Origin of the sequence: uncultured Massilia sp. (genome assembly GCF_913773735.1) — a bacterium.
Classification (GTDB): domain Bacteria; phylum Pseudomonadota; class Gammaproteobacteria; order Burkholderiales; family Burkholderiaceae_D; genus Telluria.
Genome location: NZ_CAJYEB010000021.1, coordinates 54,890 through 72,039, shown reverse-complemented (window position 1 = coordinate 72,039; position 17,150 = coordinate 54,890). Strand labels below are relative to the sequence as shown.

General features: G+C 68.9%; 16 protein-coding genes, 1 pseudogene and 1 riboswitch. Of the genes and pseudogenes, 7 read left to right on the top strand and 10 right to left on the bottom strand.

Annotated elements, in window-relative coordinates:
* Window positions 1–211: pseudogene (locus tag QZ749_RS08820) on the bottom strand (glucose/galactose MFS transporter); the annotation flags it as partial.
* A gap of 345 nt (window positions 212–556) precedes the next feature.
* Between QZ749_RS08820 and QZ749_RS08815 the strand changes: the two are divergent.
* Genes QZ749_RS08815 through QZ749_RS08805 form a run of 3 tightly spaced genes read left to right on the top strand, consistent with a single transcriptional unit; the run spans window position 557 to window position 3,803 of the window.
* Window positions 557–1,603 carry a LacI family DNA-binding transcriptional regulator gene (locus QZ749_RS08815; protein WP_296945587.1) on the top strand — a complete coding sequence of 349 codons (1,047 nt, stop codon included), beginning with the start codon at window positions 557–559 and terminating at the stop codon, window positions 1,601–1,603.
* A 39-nt stretch (window positions 1,604–1,642) separates the two neighbouring features.
* Window positions 1,643–2,851, top strand: coding sequence for an AGE family epimerase/isomerase (locus QZ749_RS08810; protein ID WP_296945585.1), 1,209 nt, complete (start codon window positions 1,643–1,645; stop codon window positions 2,849–2,851).
* A gap of 1 nt (window position 2,852) precedes the next feature.
* Complete coding sequence (locus QZ749_RS08805) at window positions 2,853–3,803, top strand: carbohydrate kinase (protein ID WP_296945583.1); 951 nt, start codon at window positions 2,853–2,855, stop codon at window positions 3,801–3,803.
* Between the two features lie 29 nt (window positions 3,804–3,832).
* On the opposite strand, the gene QZ749_RS08800 is transcribed toward QZ749_RS08805, so the two are convergent.
* The 5 genes from QZ749_RS08800 to QZ749_RS08780 form a co-directional block, all read right to left on the bottom strand.
* A complete protein-coding gene (locus QZ749_RS08800; protein ID WP_296945581.1) occupies window positions 3,833–4,495 on the bottom strand; it encodes a GNAT family N-acetyltransferase in 663 nt (220 codons plus the stop codon).
* Between the two features lie 75 nt (window positions 4,496–4,570).
* Window positions 4,571–5,686, bottom strand: a complete 1,116-nt coding sequence (locus QZ749_RS08795) for a multifunctional CCA tRNA nucleotidyl transferase/2'3'-cyclic phosphodiesterase/2'nucleotidase/phosphatase (RefSeq protein WP_296945597.1) — start codon at window positions 5,684–5,686, stop codon at window positions 4,571–4,573.
* A 5-nt stretch (window positions 5,687–5,691) separates the two neighbouring features.
* The gene (locus QZ749_RS08790; RefSeq protein ID WP_296945579.1) at window positions 5,692–6,408 is read right to left on the bottom strand and encodes a glutathione S-transferase family protein; all 717 of its coding nucleotides are present in this window, start codon (window positions 6,406–6,408) and stop codon (window positions 5,692–5,694) included.
* 28 nt (window positions 6,409–6,436) lie between these two features.
* Window positions 6,437–7,411 carry a complex I NDUFA9 subunit family protein gene (locus QZ749_RS08785; protein WP_296945578.1) on the bottom strand — a complete coding sequence of 325 codons (975 nt, stop codon included), beginning with the start codon at window positions 7,409–7,411 and terminating at the stop codon, window positions 6,437–6,439.
* 11 nt (window positions 7,412–7,422) lie between these two features.
* On the bottom strand, window positions 7,423–9,483 hold the full coding sequence (locus QZ749_RS08780; protein ID WP_296945576.1) for a lytic transglycosylase domain-containing protein: 2,061 nt from the start codon (window positions 9,481–9,483) through the stop codon (window positions 7,423–7,425).
* Between the two features lie 34 nt (window positions 9,484–9,517).
* Here QZ749_RS08780 and QZ749_RS08775 point away from each other — a divergent pair, with 34 nt between their 5' ends.
* Complete coding sequence (locus tag QZ749_RS08775; protein ID WP_296945574.1) at window positions 9,518–10,141, top strand: 5-formyltetrahydrofolate cyclo-ligase; 624 nt, start codon at window positions 9,518–9,520, stop codon at window positions 10,139–10,141.
* 64 nt (window positions 10,142–10,205) lie between these two features.
* On the opposite strand, the gene metF is transcribed toward QZ749_RS08775, so the two are convergent.
* The 4 genes from metF to metK form a co-directional block, all read right to left on the bottom strand.
* Entirely contained in the window at window positions 10,206–11,039 is an 834-nt protein-coding gene (gene metF, locus QZ749_RS08770) for a methylenetetrahydrofolate reductase [NAD(P)H] (RefSeq protein ID WP_296945572.1), read from the bottom strand.
* Window positions 11,026–11,382, bottom strand: coding sequence for a phage holin family protein (locus QZ749_RS08765; RefSeq protein WP_296945571.1), 357 nt, complete (start codon window positions 11,380–11,382; stop codon window positions 11,026–11,028). The genes metF and QZ749_RS08765 overlap by 14 nt, the downstream gene beginning before the upstream one ends.
* Before the next feature lie 160 nt (window positions 11,383–11,542).
* A complete protein-coding gene (gene ahcY, locus QZ749_RS08760; RefSeq protein WP_296945569.1) occupies window positions 11,543–12,967 on the bottom strand; it encodes an adenosylhomocysteinase in 1,425 nt (474 codons plus the stop codon).
* A 28-nt stretch (window positions 12,968–12,995) separates the two neighbouring features.
* Window positions 12,996–13,068, bottom strand: a riboswitch (S-adenosyl-L-homocysteine riboswitch).
* A 136-nt stretch (window positions 13,069–13,204) separates the two neighbouring features.
* Window positions 13,205–14,374: a methionine adenosyltransferase gene (gene metK / locus QZ749_RS08755; RefSeq protein WP_296945568.1), complete on the bottom strand. Its 1,170-nt coding sequence runs from the start codon at window positions 14,372–14,374 to the stop codon at window positions 13,205–13,207.
* Between the two features lie 178 nt (window positions 14,375–14,552).
* On the opposite strand from metK, the gene QZ749_RS08750 reads away from it, so the two are divergent.
* From QZ749_RS08750 to dapF, 3 genes are read left to right on the top strand one after another with little or no spacing between them, the layout of a single operon-like run.
* Window positions 14,553–15,407, top strand: coding sequence for a lysophospholipid acyltransferase family protein (locus QZ749_RS08750; protein ID WP_373896805.1), 855 nt, complete (start codon window positions 14,553–14,555; stop codon window positions 15,405–15,407).
* Complete coding sequence (locus QZ749_RS08745; RefSeq protein WP_296945565.1) at window positions 15,404–16,267, top strand: lipid A biosynthesis acyltransferase; 864 nt, start codon at window positions 15,404–15,406, stop codon at window positions 16,265–16,267. The genes QZ749_RS08750 and QZ749_RS08745 overlap by 4 nt, the downstream gene beginning before the upstream one ends.
* A gap of 11 nt (window positions 16,268–16,278) precedes the next feature.
* Window positions 16,279–17,142: a diaminopimelate epimerase gene (dapF, locus tag QZ749_RS08740; protein ID WP_296945564.1), complete on the top strand. Its 864-nt coding sequence runs from the start codon at window positions 16,279–16,281 to the stop codon at window positions 17,140–17,142.
* Window positions 17,143–17,150 lie beyond the last annotated feature (8 nt).

Here is a 17,150-nt window from a genome sequence, read left to right as displayed (position 1 = left end):
AGTAGGCGCCGAAGAAGCAGAACTGCACCAGCATCGCCTGCACGTAGTTCAGCGTGTAGACGGACTTCAGGTGCGGGATCAGGACGTCGTTCAGCGAGGTCAGCAGGCCCCACATGAAGAACAGGATGGTGACGACGGTGAGGGGAAAGGTATTGCCGGCCGGCGCAGCCCGGCTTGCGGACGGCGGCGCCGCCTGTGAAACGCGTTCCATGCAGTCTCCTGGTTCGCCGCCGCGGCCGGGTCGAGGCCGCGCGCGACAGCTTTTTTAGTGGAAATCCATTGTGCCCAGCGGGTACGGACAGGGTCAAACCCGGCCCGGCGGCCGCGGCCGAGTTTAGCGAGCGCCGCTAAACAGCGGCGGTTCGCTCCGGCGCCGGCATGGATTGCCATGAAATCGATTTCTTATCACGCTACTATAATCCGCCAACGGCTGTTTAGTAAAGCCGGCTAAACTTGCCGGGCACCGCAGGGCGGCGTTTGACCGGCCTATGGTCGTATGCAAGACTTCATCCCAAAAATGACGCCGCTGGCGTCCGCACACGACATCGGAGACAGCGTGAACCCCGAATCCCCGCGCGCCGCTGCCACGGGCAGCAGTTCCTCGCCGGTCACGATCCGCGACCTGGCCAAGTACGCCGGCGTCTCGACCGGCACGATCTCGCGGGCCCTCAAGAACGAGCCGGGCCTGACCGAGCACACGCGCCAGATGGTGCTGACGGCGGCGCACGAACTCGGCTACGACTTCTGCAAGCTGCGCCGCAAGCGCATCCGCCGCCTCACCTTCCTGTTGCACCGCCAGCACAACACCGCCGCCAGCAGCCCCTTCTATTCGCCCGTGCTGCACGGCGCCGAGGAAGCCTGCCGCAAGCAGGGCATCGTGCTGTCCTTCATGGCGGTGGGGCCGGCCGACGGCGTCAACGAACAGCTGCGCATGCACGCGCCGGACGCGATCGTCTGCGCCGGCTTCTTCGAACCGGAACTGCTGGAGGCGCTGCGCGCCAGCGGCAAGCCGATGGTGCTGATCGACATGAAGCTGCGCGGCTACAGCTCGGTCAATCCGGACAACCACATGGGCGGCTACCTGGCGACCAGGCACCTGCTGGGACTGGGCCGCGAACGCATCGCGATGATCTCGGGACCGCTCAGCCACTACAGCGTGCGCGAGCGCAACCGCGGCTACCGCCAGGCGCTGTTCGAGGCCGGCATCCTGGCCGACCCGCGCCTGGACCTGTGCCTGCCCGACGGCCTCGACCTCGAGGCCGGCACCTACGAGGCGATGCAGTCGCTGCTGGCCCTGCCCCTTCCGCCCGACGCGGTGTTCTGCTACAACGACGCGGCCGCGCTGGTCGCGATGCGCTGCTGCCTGGCCAACGGCCGCACGGTGCCGCACGACGTCTCCATCGTCGGCTTCGACGACATCTCCAGCGCCGTGCTGGGCCACCGTCCGCTGACCACGCTGCGCATCGACAAGAAGCAGCTGGGCGCGCTGGGCGTCGAACTGCTGCTGCGCGGCGCCCAGGAGCCGCCGGTGGAAAAAGTCTCCCCGGTCGAACTGATCGTGCGCGCCAGCACGGTCTGCGACGACTTCCGCACGCGCCGGTAAGCCCTCCCGCGGCGCGGGCCAACCCCAACCAGGACCACGATGCTACCCGACTTCCATTCCCGCGCCGTGCTGCTGCAGCACATCCGCCATACCCGCGGCTTCTACGATCCGCGCTGCGTCGACCCGAGCGGCGGCTTCTACCATTTCTACAAGGACGACGGCACGGTCTACGACGCGCATACCCGCCACCTGGTGAGCAGCACGCGCTTCGTGTTCAACTTCGCCATGGCCTGGCGCCAGTTCGGCGAGGAGGCCGACCGCACGCGCCTGCTGCATGGGCTGCGCTTCCTGCGCGAGGCGCACCGCGACCAGGCCACCGGCGGCTATGCCTGGATGCTCGACTGGAACCAGGGCGACAAGAGGGTGCTGGACGCCACCAACCACTGCTACGGCCTGGCCTTCGTGCTGCTGGCCTATGCCCATGCGCTGATGGCGGGCGTCGGGGACGCGCGCGCCTGGCTGGAAGAGACCTGGGACCTGATGGAACGGCGCTTCTGGGAGCCGCAGCACGGCCTGTACGCGGACGAGGCCAGCGCCGACTGGTCGCGCGTGGACGGCTACCGCGGCCAGAACGCCAACATGCATGCCTGCGAGGCGATGCTGGCCGCCTTCGAGGCGACCGGCGACGCGCGCTACCTGCACCGCGCCGAGACGCTGGCGCGCAACATCACGGTGCGCCAGGCCGCCCTGTACGGCAACCTGGTGTGGGAACACTACCGCAGCGACTGGTCGGTCGATCCCGACTACAACCGCGACGACAAGACCAACATCTTCCGCCCCTGGGGCTACCAGCCGGGCCACCTGACCGAGTGGGCCAAGCTGCTCCTGATCATGGAACGCCACCAGGACCACCTGCAGGGCCCGGCCGACTGGCTGGTGCCGCGCGCCCGGCAGCTGTTCGACGCGGCGCTGTCGCATGCCTGGGATGCGCAGCACGGCGGCATCGTCTACGGCTTCGCGCCGGACGGCGGCGTGTGCGACGCCGACAAGTACTTCTGGGTCCAGGCCGAGAGCCTGGCGGCGGCGGCCCTGCTGGGCGCGCGCACCGGCGAAGCGGCCTACTGGGACTGGTACGACCGCATCTGGGCCTACAGCTGGGAGCACTTCGTCGACCACGAGCACGGCGCCTGGTACCGCATCCTCGGCCCGGCCAACGACAAGCTGAGCGACGAAAAGAGCCCGGCCGGCAAGGTCGACTACCACACGATGGGCGCCTGCTACGAGGTGCTGAACGTGCTGGAGGATTGAGATGGCGGCCCCGGAATTCCCCCTGTTCGTGGCGGCCGGCGAGGCGCTGACCGACATGATCGTCGCCGCCGACGACCAGCAGGCCGCGACGCGCTGGACCAGCGTCACCGGCGGCTCGACCTGGAACGTGGCGCGCGCGATGGCGCAGCTGGGCACGCCCAGCGCCTTCGCCGGCGCCATCAGCCGCGACGTGTTCGGCGCGCAGCTGTGGCAGGCCAGCCTGGACGCCGGGCTGGACGCGCGCTTCGTCCAGCGCCTGGACAAGTCGCCGCTGCTGGCGATCGTGCACCGGCTCGACCCGCCCAGCTATTTCTTCGTCGGCGACGACAGCGCCGACCTGCACTTCGACGCCGACCGGCTGCCGGCCGGCTGGCGCGCGCACTGCCGCTGGGCCCATTTCGGCGGCATCAGCCTGGCGCGCCAGCCGCTGGCCGGCAAGCTGGTGGCGCTGGCCGAGTCGCTCAAGCGCGACGGGGTGCGCATCAGCTACGACCCGAACTTCCGCGCCCTCATGGACGAGGCCTACGACCCGACCCTGCGCCGCATGACGGCGCTGGCCGACGTGGTCAAAGTCTCGGAAGAAGACCTCATCGGCCTGCTGCGCACGGACGATGCCGATGCGGCGTTCGCCACGCTGCGCGCCTGGAACCCGGACGCCTGCTACCTGTACACCAGGGGCGCGCAGGGCGCCTCGCTGCACTGGCAGGGCGCGGCCTGGCAGGTGGCGGCGCCGCGCATCGATCCGGTGGACACCGTCGGCGCCGGCGACGCCTCGATCGCCGCGCTGGCCTGGAGCATGCTGCACGCCCCCGCGCGCGACGGCCTGGCGCACCTGCGCTTCGCGGTGGCGGCCGGCGCCGCGGCCTGCCTGGCGGCGGGCGCGACGCCACCGTCGCTGGCAGCGATCGCCGCACTGATGGACGACATGGAGGCCGGCGCCGCGCTGGCCTGAGGCCGCGCACGGCGCCGCGCGCCCGCGACTCAGCGCCGGGGCAGCAGGAACCTGAGCGCGGCGCGCGCGTTCGACTTGACGGTGTAGTCGATCTTGGCCATCTGCTCTTCCAGCGCCTCGGCCAGCACGCTGGACGGGCTGGGCGGCGGCAGGTGGAGGTGGGCGTCGGCCTCGCCGTATTCGCGGTGGATCTCCATGCCGGCCTTTTTCGCGATGTGCATCATCGTGCGGTTCGACGACAGGCACTGCATGTAGAGGGTATCGACGTCGACGTTGCGGCAATGGACGGCCGCGCGCTCGAACAGGCGCGTGCCCACGCCCTGCCCGCGCGCCGACTTCGAGACGGAGACGCCGAACTCGGCCACCTTTTCCTTGTCGGTGTAGTGGATGCTGTCGGGGTGCGCTTCCTTCGACGTGAAGGCCAGGTGGCCGACGCCGACGAGCTGGAACCTGGTGTTGTAGACGCCGAACACGATGTCGTGCGCGAAATCGAGCTTGTTCACGTAGGCCGTGACCTGCTCGTCCGGCAGCATGCTGCCGAAGCGCAGCAGGCGGTCATCCTTGTCGAGGGCAAGGAAATGGCGCAGTACGCGGCGGCGGTCGCGCTTGCTCAAGGCCTTGACCAGCACGGTCTTGCCGCCTTTCCTGGCCAGCAGGCTCGTCAGCCAGCGCCGGAGTGGATTGTCCTGCATGTTCGCCTCGGTTTTTGTGCACTGCACCAATGCCGTCATTGTAGCGGATCGGCCATGCTCCGGCTGGCGCGGGGGCTACGGTGCGGACGTCGCTTGCATCGATACAACACCTGCGACGGCGGCCACCCGCGCCGCCCGCACCGCCGCCGGAATTGCCGCCTTGTCGGCGCAACGCGCCGCCACCTCGCCGGCGTTCACGGCGCGCGCCGCGTCCAGGGCGCGCAGCAGGAAGGCCCCGTGGGCGGCGGATGCGGCGCATTCGACGCATTCGGCCGCCAGCAGCATCTGGGCGAAGCGCTCCGGCTTGCGGAAGCCGTCGCTGCGTTCGAGCAGCGCGACGATCTCTTGCGCCGAGAGCGCCGGCGCGCGGCCGATGGCGTCCAGTTCGCGCGCCGTCATGACGGCCAGGTCGCGGCAGTCGGCCGGCACGCGCAGGCGCTTGCATAGCGCGGCGATCGCCTCCTGGTCCATGCCGGCCAGCAGCACGGCGAAGCGCACCGGCAGCGCCAGCGGGCGGGCGGCGGCGCGGTCGATGCGCGCGGCCAGCGCCGCGTCCCAGGCCGCGTCCAGCTCGGGCAGGATGCGCGCCAGCGCGCCGCAATCGCGCAGCACGTCGACCATGCGCGAAGGCGTGCGCTCCATCAGGCCGCGCGCCAGTTCCTGCCAGACGCGTTCCGGCACCAGCGCGTCGACCTCGCCCTCGTCCACCATGCGGCGCATCAGGGCCAGCGTCTCGCCGGCCACGCGGAATTCGGCGAAGCGCGCGGCGAAACGCGCCAGGCGCAGGATGCGCACCGGGTCCTCGGCGAAGGCGTCGGACACGTGGCGGAAGATGCGGTCCCGCAGGTCGCGGCGGCCGCCGTAGGGGTCGACGATGCTGCCGTCCTCGGCCCGCGCCATCGCATTGATGGTGAGGTCGCGCCGCACCAGGTCGTCTTCGAGCCTGACGTCGGGCGCGGTGTGGAACACGAAGCCATGGTAGCCCGGCGCCGTCTTGCGCTCGGTGCGCGCCAGCGCGTACTCCTCCTGCGTCTGCGGATGCAGGAACACGGGGAAGTCCTTGCCGACCGGGCGGAAGCCCCGGGCCAGCATCTGTTCCGGGGTGGCGCCGACGACGACCCAGTCGTGGTCCTGCACCGGCAGCCCGAGCAGCGCATCGCGGACCGCGCCGCCGACGACGTACACGCGCATCGCCATCAGTCCGGCAGCTCGTCTTCGTGGGCGGCGGCGATCTCGGTTTCCGCCAGCGCTTCGGTCACCCAGCGCGATACCGCCGGATGCGCCTGCACCCGCTCGCAATAGGCCTGCAGGGCCGGGGCCATGGTGACGCCATAGGTCTTGAAGCGCATCACGACCGGCGCGAAGAAGGCGTCGGCGATGGAGAAATCGCCGAACAGGAAGCGGTGGTGGCCGAAGCGCGCCAGGCATTCCTCCCAGATCTCGCAGATGCGGCCGATGTCGGCCTGGGCGCCCGGCGTGCGGCCGCGGCCCGGCAGGCGCGCCTTGATGTTCATCGACATCGCGCTGCGCAGGTCGACGAAGCCGGAATGCATCTCGCACACGACGGCACGCGCCAGCGCGCGCGCCGCGGCGTCCTGCGGCCACAGGTGCTTGTCGGGGAACTGCTCGGCCAGGTATTCGCAGATCGCCAGGCTGTCCCAGATCGTCATCTCGCCGGCCAGCAGCACCGGCACGCGTCCGGCGGCGGAATAGCGCGCGATGTTGGCGGCGGTGTCGGGCTGGTCGAGCAGCACGCGCACCTCGGTGAACGGGATCCCGGCGGCGACGGCCGCCACCCAGGGTCGCATCGACCACGACGAATAGTTCTTGTTGCCGATGACCAGGGTCAGGCCGGCGGCGCGGGCATTGTCGAGGGTTTGCGACAGGGTGGGATCGAGTTCGATGGTCTGCATGGTGTTCCGTTGGATGAGGAAGACGTGGTCAGCGGCCGGCACGGGCGCCGAGGACGTCGAGGCGGTCGCGCGGCGCCAGCATCTGCGGCGCCACCGCCTCGAGCGCTGTGACTTTGATTCCCAGCGCCGCCGCTGTCAAGGCCTGCGTGTCCGGGCGGACGATATTGTCGACCCGCATCGAGTCCAGGTTGTCGCGCGTGATCAACGGGGTGCCGGGCAGCAGTTCGAACAGGCGCGCCTGCAGCCGCGCCAGCGCATCGGGCAGCGCGACGACGCGGCGCTCGTGCCCGGACCAGCGCCCGGCCAGGCGCACCAGTTCGGCCAGGGTATAGGCCTGCGGCCCGCCCAGCTCGTAGGTCTTGCCGGCCGCGTGCGGGTCGAGCAGCGCGCGCACGAAGGCCTCGGCCACGTCGCCGACGTACACCGGCTGGAAGCGCGCGCCGGCGCAGGCCAGCGGCACCACGGGCAGGTGGCGCTGCAGACGCGCGAACATGTTCAGGAACTGGTCGTCGGGGCCGAACACGACGGAGGGGCGGAACACCGTCGCCGCCACCTCGGGCCGGCCGTGCGCCGCGGCCTCGCCGTCGGCCTTGGAGCGCTGGTACATCGACGGCCCGCGCGGGTCGGCGCCCAGCGCGCTCATGTGCAGGTAGCGCGGCACGCCCTCGCGCGCGCAGGCGTCGACGATGCGGCGCGGCAGGTCGACGTGGACCCGGCGGAAGTCGGGACCGTAAGGGTCGCCGCGGCGCGAGTGCAGGATGCCGACCAGGTTGATGACGGCATCGCGCCCGGCCACCAGGCGGCGCAGCGCGGCGTCGCCTTCCGCGCCCTCGCCCACGCGCGCGGCGACGACGTCGACGCCCGGCAGCGGCAGCAGGCGCGTCGCGTGTCCCTCGTGGCGCGTCGGCACCACGATGGTGAGATCGTGCTCGGCCAGCCGGGCCGCCAGGTGGCCGCCGATGAATCCTGTTCCTCCGAACAACACTACCGACGACGGGCGCATGGGGACCTCGCTCAGGGCAGGCCGATGGCGTTGCCGCGCGGCGTGATCGTTCCCAGCCGGGCCTTGAGCGACTGGGGACGCTTGTCGAACAGCGCCGCGTAGTTCGTCGCGTTGGACATCACGTTGCGCACATAAGTGCGGGTTTCCTCGAAGGGAATGCTTTCGACGAAGATCGCGCCCTCCATCGGCGCGTCCAGCAGGCCGCGCCAGGTACGCGCGCGGCCGGGGCCGGCGTTGTAGGCGGCCGTCGCCAGCACCTGCGACCCTTCCGCATTGCCCAGCACCATGCTCAGGTAATTGGTGCCCAGCGTGATGTTGGTGCGGATGTCGTGCAGCATGTCGTGCGCGTAGTCCGTCAGGCCGATCTTCTCGGCGACCCACTTGCCGGTCGACGGCATCACCTGCATCAGGCCGGACGCGCCGACGCCGGAGCGCGCGTCGCTGATGAAGCGCGATTCCTGACGGATCAGGCCGTACACCCAGGCGTGGTCCAGGCCCAGGCCCTGGGCGGCCGGATGCAGGATGTCGTCGTGCGGGGCCGGGAAGCGCTGCGTGTAATCGAACTCGGTGCGCGTGCGCTCCGAGGTATTCACCATGCGGTCGAGGATGGCGTTCTGGCGCGCGTATTCGGCGGCGGCCAGCAGCTGGCGCTCGGTGAAGCCGTTCAGCGTCCAGTTCCATTCGCGCGTGCCCTCGAAGCGCATGCGCATCGAGAAGAATTTCAGCGCACGCCTGAAGCCGGGGTTGGCAGCCACCTGGGCCAGCTCGGCGGGCGTGGGCGGCGTGGCGGCGGGCGGGATCGTGACCTGCATGCCCATCTCTTCCATCGCCAGTTGCCCATAGAAACTGTTCTGGTCGCCGATGCGGCGGAACAGCGCCTGCGCATCCTCGCGCCGGCCCTGCGCCAGCAGGGCGCGCCCGAGCCAGTAGGTCCAGGCCGACTGCGCCTGCTGCTCGGCCGGCATCGCCTCGATCGTCGCGCGCACCATCTTCCAGTCGCCGCGGCGCAGCGCGATGCGGGTCTTCCACTCGGCCTGGAAGGCGGACAGCGGCGCGCCGGCCGCGCGCTGCCAGTAGCCGTAGGCATCCGGGTCGAGCTTCAGCGATGCGCCCAGCGCGACGTTGGACCAGCCGATCGCGCGTTCCTCGGCCGACAGCCTGGGCGCGTTCTTGTTCAGCGCCACCGCGGCCAGCTTGACGCTGGTGCGCGCCATGCGCCCCACGGCGACCAGGTAGATCTCGTGCTCGACGCGGGTGTTGCCGATGCCGCGCGCCAGCGCCACCGCCGGCAGGTCGACGGCCTGGGCGGCACGGGTGTCGGAGCCGTCCAGCAGCAGGGCCGTGCGGCGCGACGGCCCCGTCGCATGCTGCTCGCCGGCCAGGCGCAGCTGGGCCAGCAGGTCGGCCCGCGAGAATTGCCCGGACTGGGCCAGCTGGGCGACCAGCGCCGCGCAGGCTTCGCCGTACAGCGGCGGATTGTCGAGCAGGACGCGCGCCGCCGCCGCCACGTTCTGGCCCTTCATGGCGCGCGACAGCAGCGCATAGCACTTGACCTGGTAATCGTCGTTCTTGACGAACAGCGGCAGTTCGCGGTCGAAGCTGGCCCAGTCGCGCTTGCGGCCGAGCTCGAGCAGCCAGTCGTTGCGCATGCGGTCGGCGATCGCGCTGCCGTCCCAGCGCTTCAGGAAGTCCAGCACCTCCTGGTTGCTGGCGTCGCGCAACCGCGGTTTCAGCCGATAATAGTCGACATACGAGGGAATGGCGTAGTCCGGCAGGCGCGCCGCCAGGTCGGCCGCCTTGTCGGCATTGTTGACGCGCGCGGCCTCGCGCAGCTGGGCGAACAGCTCGTCCTGCTCGCGCTGGGCATCCGACGGCGCGGCCGGAACGAGCACGGCGACGTTGCCGGGCGTACCGGCGGCGGGCGTACCGGCGGCAGGCGCCGGCGGCGCGGACTGGGCGCGGGCGCCCGCCGGCGTCGCCAACAGGCTGGCGGCGATGCTGATGGCGAGGCTGGCGGCGAAGCTGGCAGCGCCAAGCGTGGCGGTGCCGGTGAACGTTTTCTGTGAGAACATCAAACCAGTTTTCAGTAAAGGCTGCATTTCATCCATGACCGGCGAACCAAGAATACCACGCGGCCCCGACGCCCTGCCAGAAGCGGACGCGGGCGAAACCAGCCTCAGGCAGGCAGCCAAGGCGGCATTGCGCAAGGCGCTCAGGACAGCACGTGGGGGGCTGGACCCGGCAATCAAGGTCCAGTGGGATGCGCGCATCGGCGCCCAGGTCGTCGCCTGGTGGCGCCTGCGCCAGGTCGCGGCGGTCGGGGTGTACTGGCCGCTGGCCGGCGAACCGGACCTGCGCGCCGCCTATGCGGAGCTGCACGCGGCCGGCGTGCAGCTGGCGCTGCCGGTAGTGATGGAGCGCGACGCCCCGCTCGCCTTCACCGCCTGGACGCCGGGCGAACCGACGATCCCGGACGAGATGGGGGTGCAGGTGCCCGCCGCGCTGCGCTTCGTCGCGCGCCCGCCCGCCCTGCTGGTGCCCTGCCTGGGCTTCAATGCCGAGGGATACCGGCTGGGCTACGGCGGCGGCTACTACGACCGCACGCTGGAAGCGGCGCCGCGCCCGTACACGCTGGGCATCGCCTACAGCAGCCAGCAGGCGCAGTTCTCGCACGCCCCGCACGACGTGCCGCTGGACGTCGTCGTGACCGAGGCGAGCCGAATCACCTGACGCGCGCCCGGCGCCGCCGCCGTGCCCAGGCGCCGTACTGTGGCGCCGTGCTCAGGCGCCGTGCTCAGGCGCCGTGCAGGCGCTGCCAGATCGCGGTGGTGGCCGCGGCCTGGTTCATGCTGTAGAAATGCAGGCCCGGGGCGCCGCCGGCGAGCAGGCGCTCGCACAGGCTGCTGACCACGTCCAGGCCGAACGCCTTGATCGAGGCGGAATCGTCGCCGAAGCTGGCCAGCTTCAGGCGGATCCAGCGCGGGATCTCGGCGCCGCACATGTCGGAAAAACGCATCAGCTGGGTGAAGTTGGTGATCGGCATGATGCCGGCCACGATCGGCACGTCGATGCCGATCCTGCGCGCATTCTCGACGAACTGGAAATAGGCGTCCGGATTGTAGAAATACTGGGTGATCGCGGCGTTCGCGCCGGCTTGCACCTTGCGCGCGAAGGCCTGCAGGTCGTCCTGCGGCGAACGCGCCTGCGGATGCATTTCCGGGTACGCGGCCACCTCGATGTGGAACCAGTCGCCCGTCTCCGCGCGGATGAATTCGACCAGTTCGCTGGCGTAGCGCAGTTCGCCGGCGCCGCCATAGCCGCTCGGCAAGTCGCCGCGCAGGGCGACGATGCGGCGGATGCCCTTGGCCCGGAACTCGTCCAGGATGGCGCGGATCGACGCGCGCGTGGCGCCGACGCAGGACAGGTGCGGCGCCGCCTCGTGGCCTTCGGCCTGGATCTCGAGGACGGTGGACAGCGTACCCTGCTGGGTACTGCCGCCCGCGCCGAAGGTCACGGAAAAATACTTGGGATGCAGCGCGGCCAGCTTGTGCCGCGCGACGCGCAGTTTTTCCGCGCCCTCGGGCGTCTTGGGCGGGAAGAACTCGATGCTGATGTCAGGGGTTGCCATCGTCTTTCTTGAGCAATAGGGTGGAAAGTGCCCACGAAATCACGCTGTACAGGATCGCGGCCAGGAAGGCCGACCAGAATCCGGCCACGTGGAAGCCGTCGACGATGTTCGCGACCAGCCAGAACAGCAATGCATTGATGACCAGGATGAACAGGCCGAGGGATACCAGGGTCACCGGCAGCGTCAGCACGACCAGCACGGGACGGATCAGGGTATTGACCAGGCCCAGGACCAGCGCGGCCACGAGGGCGCTGCCGAAATGGGTGACGGTCACGGAGTGCATCAGGTAGGGCAAGGCCATCAGGGCGAGGGCATTGATCAGCCAGGTCAGGAGCAAGCGCATTGTCGGTGTCTTTCGTGAGGGCGAGCAGGTCCGGCCGGCCCCGGCGCGGCACCCGACGGGCGCCACCTCAGGGCAGCGGGACCGGACCGCGCAAGGTGGTCCGGGGCGCCGGGCAACGCATTGTTGCCGGACGCCATGTCACGGAAGAGATTACCAGAGATTAATAACGGTAATGTTCCGGCTTGTACGGACCTTCCTTGCTGACCGAGATGTAGGCGGCCTGCTCTTCGGTCAGCTCGGTCAGCTGGGCGTTCAGCTTTTTCAGCTGCAGGCGCGCGACCTTCTCGTCCAGCTTTTTCGGCAGCGTGTACACGCCGACCGGGTAGGCGGCCGTGTTGCTGAACAGCTCGATCTGGGCGATGGTCTGGTTCGCGAACGACGAGCTCATCACGTAGGACGGGTGGCCCGTGCCGCAACCCAGGTTCACCAGGCGGCCTTCGGCCAGCAGGATGATGCGCTTGCCATCCGGGAAGATGACGTGGTCGACCTGCGGCTTGATGTTTTCCCACTGGTATTTCTTCAGCGCCGCGACTTCGATCTCGTTGTCGAAGTGGCCGATGTTGCAGACGATCGCCTGGTCCTTCATCTTGAGCATGTGCGCTTCGGTGATGACGTGGTAGTTGCCGGTGCAGGTGACGAAGATGTCGCCGTGTTCGGCGGCGTAGTCCATCGTCACGACGCGGTAGCCTTCCATCGCCGCCTGCAGCGCGCAGATCGGGTCGATCTCGGTGACCCAGACCTGGGCCGACAGCGCGCGCAGCGCCTGGGCCGAGCCCTTGCCCACGTCGCCGTAGCCGGCGACGACGGCGACCTTGCCGGCCACCATCACGTCGGTGGCGCGCTTGATGCCGTCGACCAGCGATTCGCGGCAGCCGTACAGGTTGTCGAACTTCGACTTGGTGACGGAGTCGTTGACGTTAATGGCCGGGAAGGCCAGCTTGCCTTCGGCATGCATCTGGTACAGGCGGTGCACGCCGGTGGTGGTTTCCTCGGTCACGCCCTTGATTTCCGGCAGGCGCTTCGAGTACCACTGCGGGTCGGCGGCCAGGCGGCCCTTGATCGCGTTGAACAGGCAGATTTCTTCTTCCGAGCCCGGCTTGTCCAGCACCGAGATGTCCTTCTCGGCGCGCACGCCCAGGTGCAGCAGCAGCGTGGCGTCGCCGCCGTCGTCGAGGATCATGTTGGCGTACTGGCCATCCTTCCACTCGAAGATGCGGTGGGTGTATTCCCAGTACTCGTCCAGGGTTTCGCCCTTGATGGCGAACACCGGCGTGCCGACCGAGGCGATGGCGGCGGCGGCGTGGTCCTGGGTCGAGTAGATGTTGCACGATGCCCAGCGCACGGTGGCGCCCAGGGCTTCCAGCGTGCGGATCAGCACGGCGGTCTGGATGGTCATGTGCAGCGAACCGGCGATGCGCGCGCCCTTCAAGGGCTGGGCGGCCGCGTATTCCTCGCGGATGGCCATCAGGCCCGGCATTTCGGTTTCGGCGATGCGGATTTCCTTCTCGCCCCACGAGGCGAGGCCGATGTCGGCAACGAGGTAGTCCTGGGTGGTGCTGGTCGGGGTATTGAGTACGGCGCTCATCACGCCCTCCTTTCAAGTAGAGAAAAAAGTAACGTGAGCGCGGTGTTGATGATCCGAGCCTGGCGAAAGAGAAAACTTTCGTCGCAACGCTCCTCGGAATTCATAAGTTTAGCACGGGTCGGCGCGGAGTGGACACCGCGGCAAGGCATGCAGATGGTGCGCACGGGGTGCGCAGGGGGTGCGCACGCTACGGCTTCGTGCGGCACCGTAGGGTGCGCTCCCCGGGCGCACCATGCATTACGCCAGCCCGGCTTCGGCGCGCAGCAGCGCCGCCTTGTCGGTGCGCTCCCAGCTGAATTCCGGCTCTTCGCGGCCGAAGTGGCCGTAGGCGGCGCTCTTCTGGTAGATCGGGCGCAGCAGGTCGAGCATCTGCACGATGCCCTTCGGACGCAGGTCGAAGTGCTCTGCCACCAGTTCGGCGATCTTGTCGTCCGGGATCACGCCGGTGCCTTCGGTGTAGACCGTGATGTTGATCGGCTTGGCCACGCCGATCGCGTAGCTGACCTGCACCTGGCACTGGCGCGCCAGGCCGGCGGCCACGACGTTCTTGGCCACGTAGCGGGCGGCGTAGGCGGCCGAGCGGTCGACCTTGGACGGGTCCTTGCCGGAGAACGCGCCGCCGCCGTGCGGGGCCGCGCCGCCGTAGGTGTCGACGATGATCTTGCGGCCGGTCAGGCCGCAGTCGCCCTGCGGGCCGCCGATGACGAAGCGGCCGGTCGGGTTGACCAGGTAGCGGGTGTCCTGCAGCCATTCCTTCGGCAGCACCGGCTTGATGATCTCCTCGATGACGGCTTCCTCGATCTGGCTGTGCGAGACTTCCGGCGCGTGCTGGGTGGACAGCACGACGGTGTTCACCGACACCGGACGGCCGTTCACGTAGCGCAGCGTGACCTGGGATTTCGCGTCCGGACGCAGCCACGGCAGGCGACCGTCCTTGCGCAGCTGCGACTGGCGCTCGACCAGGCGGTGCGCGTAGTAGATCGCGGCCGGCATCAGTTCCGGCGTCTCGTCGCAGGCGTAGCCGAACATCAGGCCCTGGTCGCCGGCGCCCTGGTCGAGGTCCAGGCCCGCGCCTTCGTCCACGCCCTGGGCGATGTCCGGCGACTGCTTGTCGTAGCAGACCATCACGGCGCAACCCTTGTAGTCGATGCCGAAATCGGTGTTGTCGTAACCGATGCGCTTGATGGTATTCCGCGCAACTTGAATATAATCGACGTTTGCGTGCGTCGTGATCTCCCCGGCCAGCACCACCAGGCCCGTGTTGCACAGGGTTTCGGCGGCCACGCGCGCGCGCGGATCCTGTTCCAGGATGGCGTCGAGGATGGCGTCGGAAATCTGGTCGGCGACCTTGTCGGGATGGCCTTCCGAGACGGACTCGGAGGTGAAGAGGAAGTCGTTGGAAGACATTGAGGCTCCTGATACTGTTGAAAAAATAGCCGCAGCATCAAAGGCCTGCGACGCTTTAGCGATATTTATATTCCGCTTCGCAAGTTGTCATTAACTCCGCGGATACTGCGCAAAGTGGTATTTTACGCTCCTTAAAAAATTTTGGCACAGCAAGTCATCACTCATCTACCCTGAATCAATAATGCTCGTTCTTTTGTTCCGCTTCCTGTCGATGTTCCCGCTTCCCGTGCTACACGCGCTGGGCGCGGCGCTCGGCTGGCTGGTCTATCTCGCCTCGCCGTCCTACCGCCGGCGCCTGCGCGAGAACCTCGCCCGCGCCGGCCATGCCGGCCAGTTGCGCGCCGCCATTGCCGAGTCCGGCAAGGCCATCGTCGAGCTGCCCTTCGTGTGGTGCGCCGACCAGGCGCGCGTCACCCGCCACGTCACGATGGAAAACTGGGAACTGGTGCAGCGCCAGCTCGACAGCAAGAAGGGCATCGTGTTCCTGACGCCCCACCTGGGCTGCTTCGAACTGACCGCCCAGCAGGTGTCGCTGCGCGTCGAGCTGACCGTCATGTACCGTCCGCCGCGCAAGAGCGCCCTGAAGCCGCTGGTCGAAGGCGCGCGCGCGCGCCAGCACATGCACCTGGCGCCGGCCAACCTGTCCGGCGTGCGCATGCTGGTCAAGGCGCTCAAGGGCGGCCAGCCGGTCGGCGTGCTGCCCGACCAGGTGCCGCAGGAAGGCGAAGGCGTGTGGGCCCCGTTCTTCGGCCGCGACGCCTACACGATGACGCTGCCGGCCAAGCTGGCCCAGCTCGGCCGGGCCGACATCCTGCTGGTATATGCCGAGCGCCTGCCGCGCGGACGCGGCTACGCGATCCGCTTCGTGCCCTTCGACGGCACACTGGGCGGTACCCAGGCCGAACAGGCGGCCAGCATCAACCGCGCGATGGAGCAATTGATCGCGCTTTGTCCCGCCCAGTACTTCTGGAGCTACAACCGCTACAAGCGCCCGCAGGGCGTTGACGCACCGCAAGCCGAGACCGTTGCATGAGATTCCTGATCGCCCTGCTGTGGCTGCTGCACTGGCTGCCACTGCCCATCCTCGGCCGCATCGGCACCGCCGTCGGCAGCCTGATGTACTACGCCATCCCCAAGCGCCGCAAGATCGCGCTGACCAACCTGCGCCTGTGCATGCCGGAACTGTCGGAAGCCGAGCGCGTCGCCATCGCCAAGCGCCATTTCCAGGGCTATTCGCGCAGCATCCTGGAACGCTCGCTGATCTGGTGGGCACCGATCCCGCGCCTGCGCCGCCTGATCCACGTCGAACCGGGCGTGCCCCAGGCCGAGATGGAAAGCGGCCCGACCATCCTGCTGTGTCCGCATTTTGTCTGCCTCGACGTGGCCGGCGTGGCCGCGCGCGTGATCCCGGTCGCCACGATCTATTCGCCGCAAAAGAACAAGGCCTTCGACGACCTGCTGCGCTACGGCCGCGAACGCTTCGGGCCGGTGCGCCTGTTCACCCGCGACGACGGCATCAAGCCGATCCTGCGCGCGCTGCGCGACGGCCTGCCGTACTTCATGCTGCCGGACATGGACTTCGGCGAAAAGGACGCCACCTTCGTCCCCTTCTTCGGCATCCCGGCCGCCACGCTGACGGCGCTCGCCCGCCTGTCGGCCGCCACCGGCGCCAAGGTGATCCCGGTCGTGGCCACCTTCCTGCCGGACTACGCGGGCTACCGCGTGACGTTCTATCCCGCATGGGAGAACTACCCGGGCACGGACATGGTCGACGCCACGCGCCGGATGAACGCCTTCATCGAGGATCGCGTACGCGAACACCCTTCCGAGTATTTCTGGACGCATAAACGTTTCAAGACACGGCCGCCTGGAGAACCTTCGTTCTACGAATAAGGACTAACACCATGAAACTCAAGTTCACCAAGATGCACGGCGCCGGCAACGACTTCATCGTCCTGGACGCCACCCGCGCGCCGCTGGCGCTGGGTCCGGAACAGTGGCGCCGCCTGGCCGACCGCCGCTTCGGCATCGGCGCCGACCAGATCCTGGTCGTCGAGCGCCCGACCGAGGAGGGTTGCGATTTCCGCTACCGCATCTTCAACAACGACGGCGGCGAGGTCGAGCAGTGCGGCAACGGCTCGCGCGCGTTCGTGCGCTTCGTCAGCGACAAGGGCTTGACGGACAAGCGCAGCATCCGCGTGCAGACCATGGCCGGCATCATCACGCCGCGCCTGGAAGACGACGGCAGCGTGACGGTGGACATGGGCGCGCCCGTCCTCGAACCGGCCCGCGTCCCGTTCGACGCCACCGGCCTGGACGGCGTGGCCGAAGGCCGCGACACGCTGTGGCCGCTCACCGTGCGGACCGGCGGCCAGGAACACACCGTGCTGGTGTCGGTGGTCTCGATGGGCAATCCGCACGCCGTGCAGGTGGTCGACGACGTCGAGACCGCGCCGGTCGCGGAGACCGGGCCGCAGATCGAGCACCATCCGCGCTTCCCGAAACGCGTCAACGTCGGCTACCTGCAGGTGCTGGACCGCCGCAACGCGAAGCTGCGCGTGTTCGAGCGCGGCGCCGGCGAAACCCTGGCCTGCGGCACCGGCGCCTGCGCGGCCGTCGTGGCCGGCATCCGCCGCGGCCTGCTGGATGCGCCGGTACGGGTGCAGGCGCGCGGCGGCCAACTCACCATCGACTGGGCCGGCGAAGGCCAGCCGGTCATGATGCGCGGTCCGGCCGACACCGTGTTCGAAGGCGAGATCGATCTCTGACGGCGCGG

What these genes read in the sequence shown, in the direction of transcription:
- QZ749_RS08795 (WP_296945597.1), bottom strand. Translation starts at nt 5,686, where the DNA reads ATGCGCGTGTACGTCGTCGGCGGCGCGGTCCGCGATGCGCTGCTCGGG.
- QZ749_RS08780 (WP_296945576.1), bottom strand. Translation starts at nt 9,483, where the DNA reads ATGTTCTCACAGAAAACGTTCACCGGCACCGCCACGCTTGGCGCTGCC.
- QZ749_RS08800 (WP_296945581.1), bottom strand. Translation starts at nt 4,495, where the DNA reads ATGCAGGACAATCCACTCCGGCGCTGGCTGACGAGCCTGCTGGCCAGG.
- ahcY (WP_296945569.1), bottom strand. Translation starts at nt 12,967, where the DNA reads ATGAGCGCCGTACTCAATACCCCGACCAGCACCACCCAGGACTACCTC.
- QZ749_RS08805 (WP_296945583.1), top strand. Translation starts at nt 2,853, where the DNA reads ATGGCGGCCCCGGAATTCCCCCTGTTCGTGGCGGCCGGCGAGGCGCTG.
- QZ749_RS08765 (WP_296945571.1), bottom strand. Translation starts at nt 11,382, where the DNA reads ATGCGCTTGCTCCTGACCTGGCTGATCAATGCCCTCGCCCTGATGGCC.
- QZ749_RS08810 (WP_296945585.1), top strand. Translation starts at nt 1,643, where the DNA reads ATGCTACCCGACTTCCATTCCCGCGCCGTGCTGCTGCAGCACATCCGC.
- QZ749_RS08790 (WP_296945579.1), bottom strand. Translation starts at nt 6,408, where the DNA reads ATGCAGACCATCGAACTCGATCCCACCCTGTCGCAAACCCTCGACAAT.
- metK (WP_296945568.1), bottom strand. Translation starts at nt 14,374, where the DNA reads ATGTCTTCCAACGACTTCCTCTTCACCTCCGAGTCCGTCTCGGAAGGC.
- QZ749_RS08785 (WP_296945578.1), bottom strand. Translation starts at nt 7,411, where the DNA reads ATGCGCCCGTCGTCGGTAGTGTTGTTCGGAGGAACAGGATTCATCGGC.
- dapF (WP_296945564.1), top strand. Translation starts at nt 16,279, where the DNA reads ATGAAACTCAAGTTCACCAAGATGCACGGCGCCGGCAACGACTTCATC.
- QZ749_RS08775 (WP_296945574.1), top strand. Translation starts at nt 9,518, where the DNA reads ATGACCGGCGAACCAAGAATACCACGCGGCCCCGACGCCCTGCCAGAA.
- QZ749_RS08745 (WP_296945565.1), top strand. Translation starts at nt 15,404, where the DNA reads ATGAGATTCCTGATCGCCCTGCTGTGGCTGCTGCACTGGCTGCCACTG.
- metF (WP_296945572.1), bottom strand. Translation starts at nt 11,039, where the DNA reads ATGGCAACCCCTGACATCAGCATCGAGTTCTTCCCGCCCAAGACGCCC.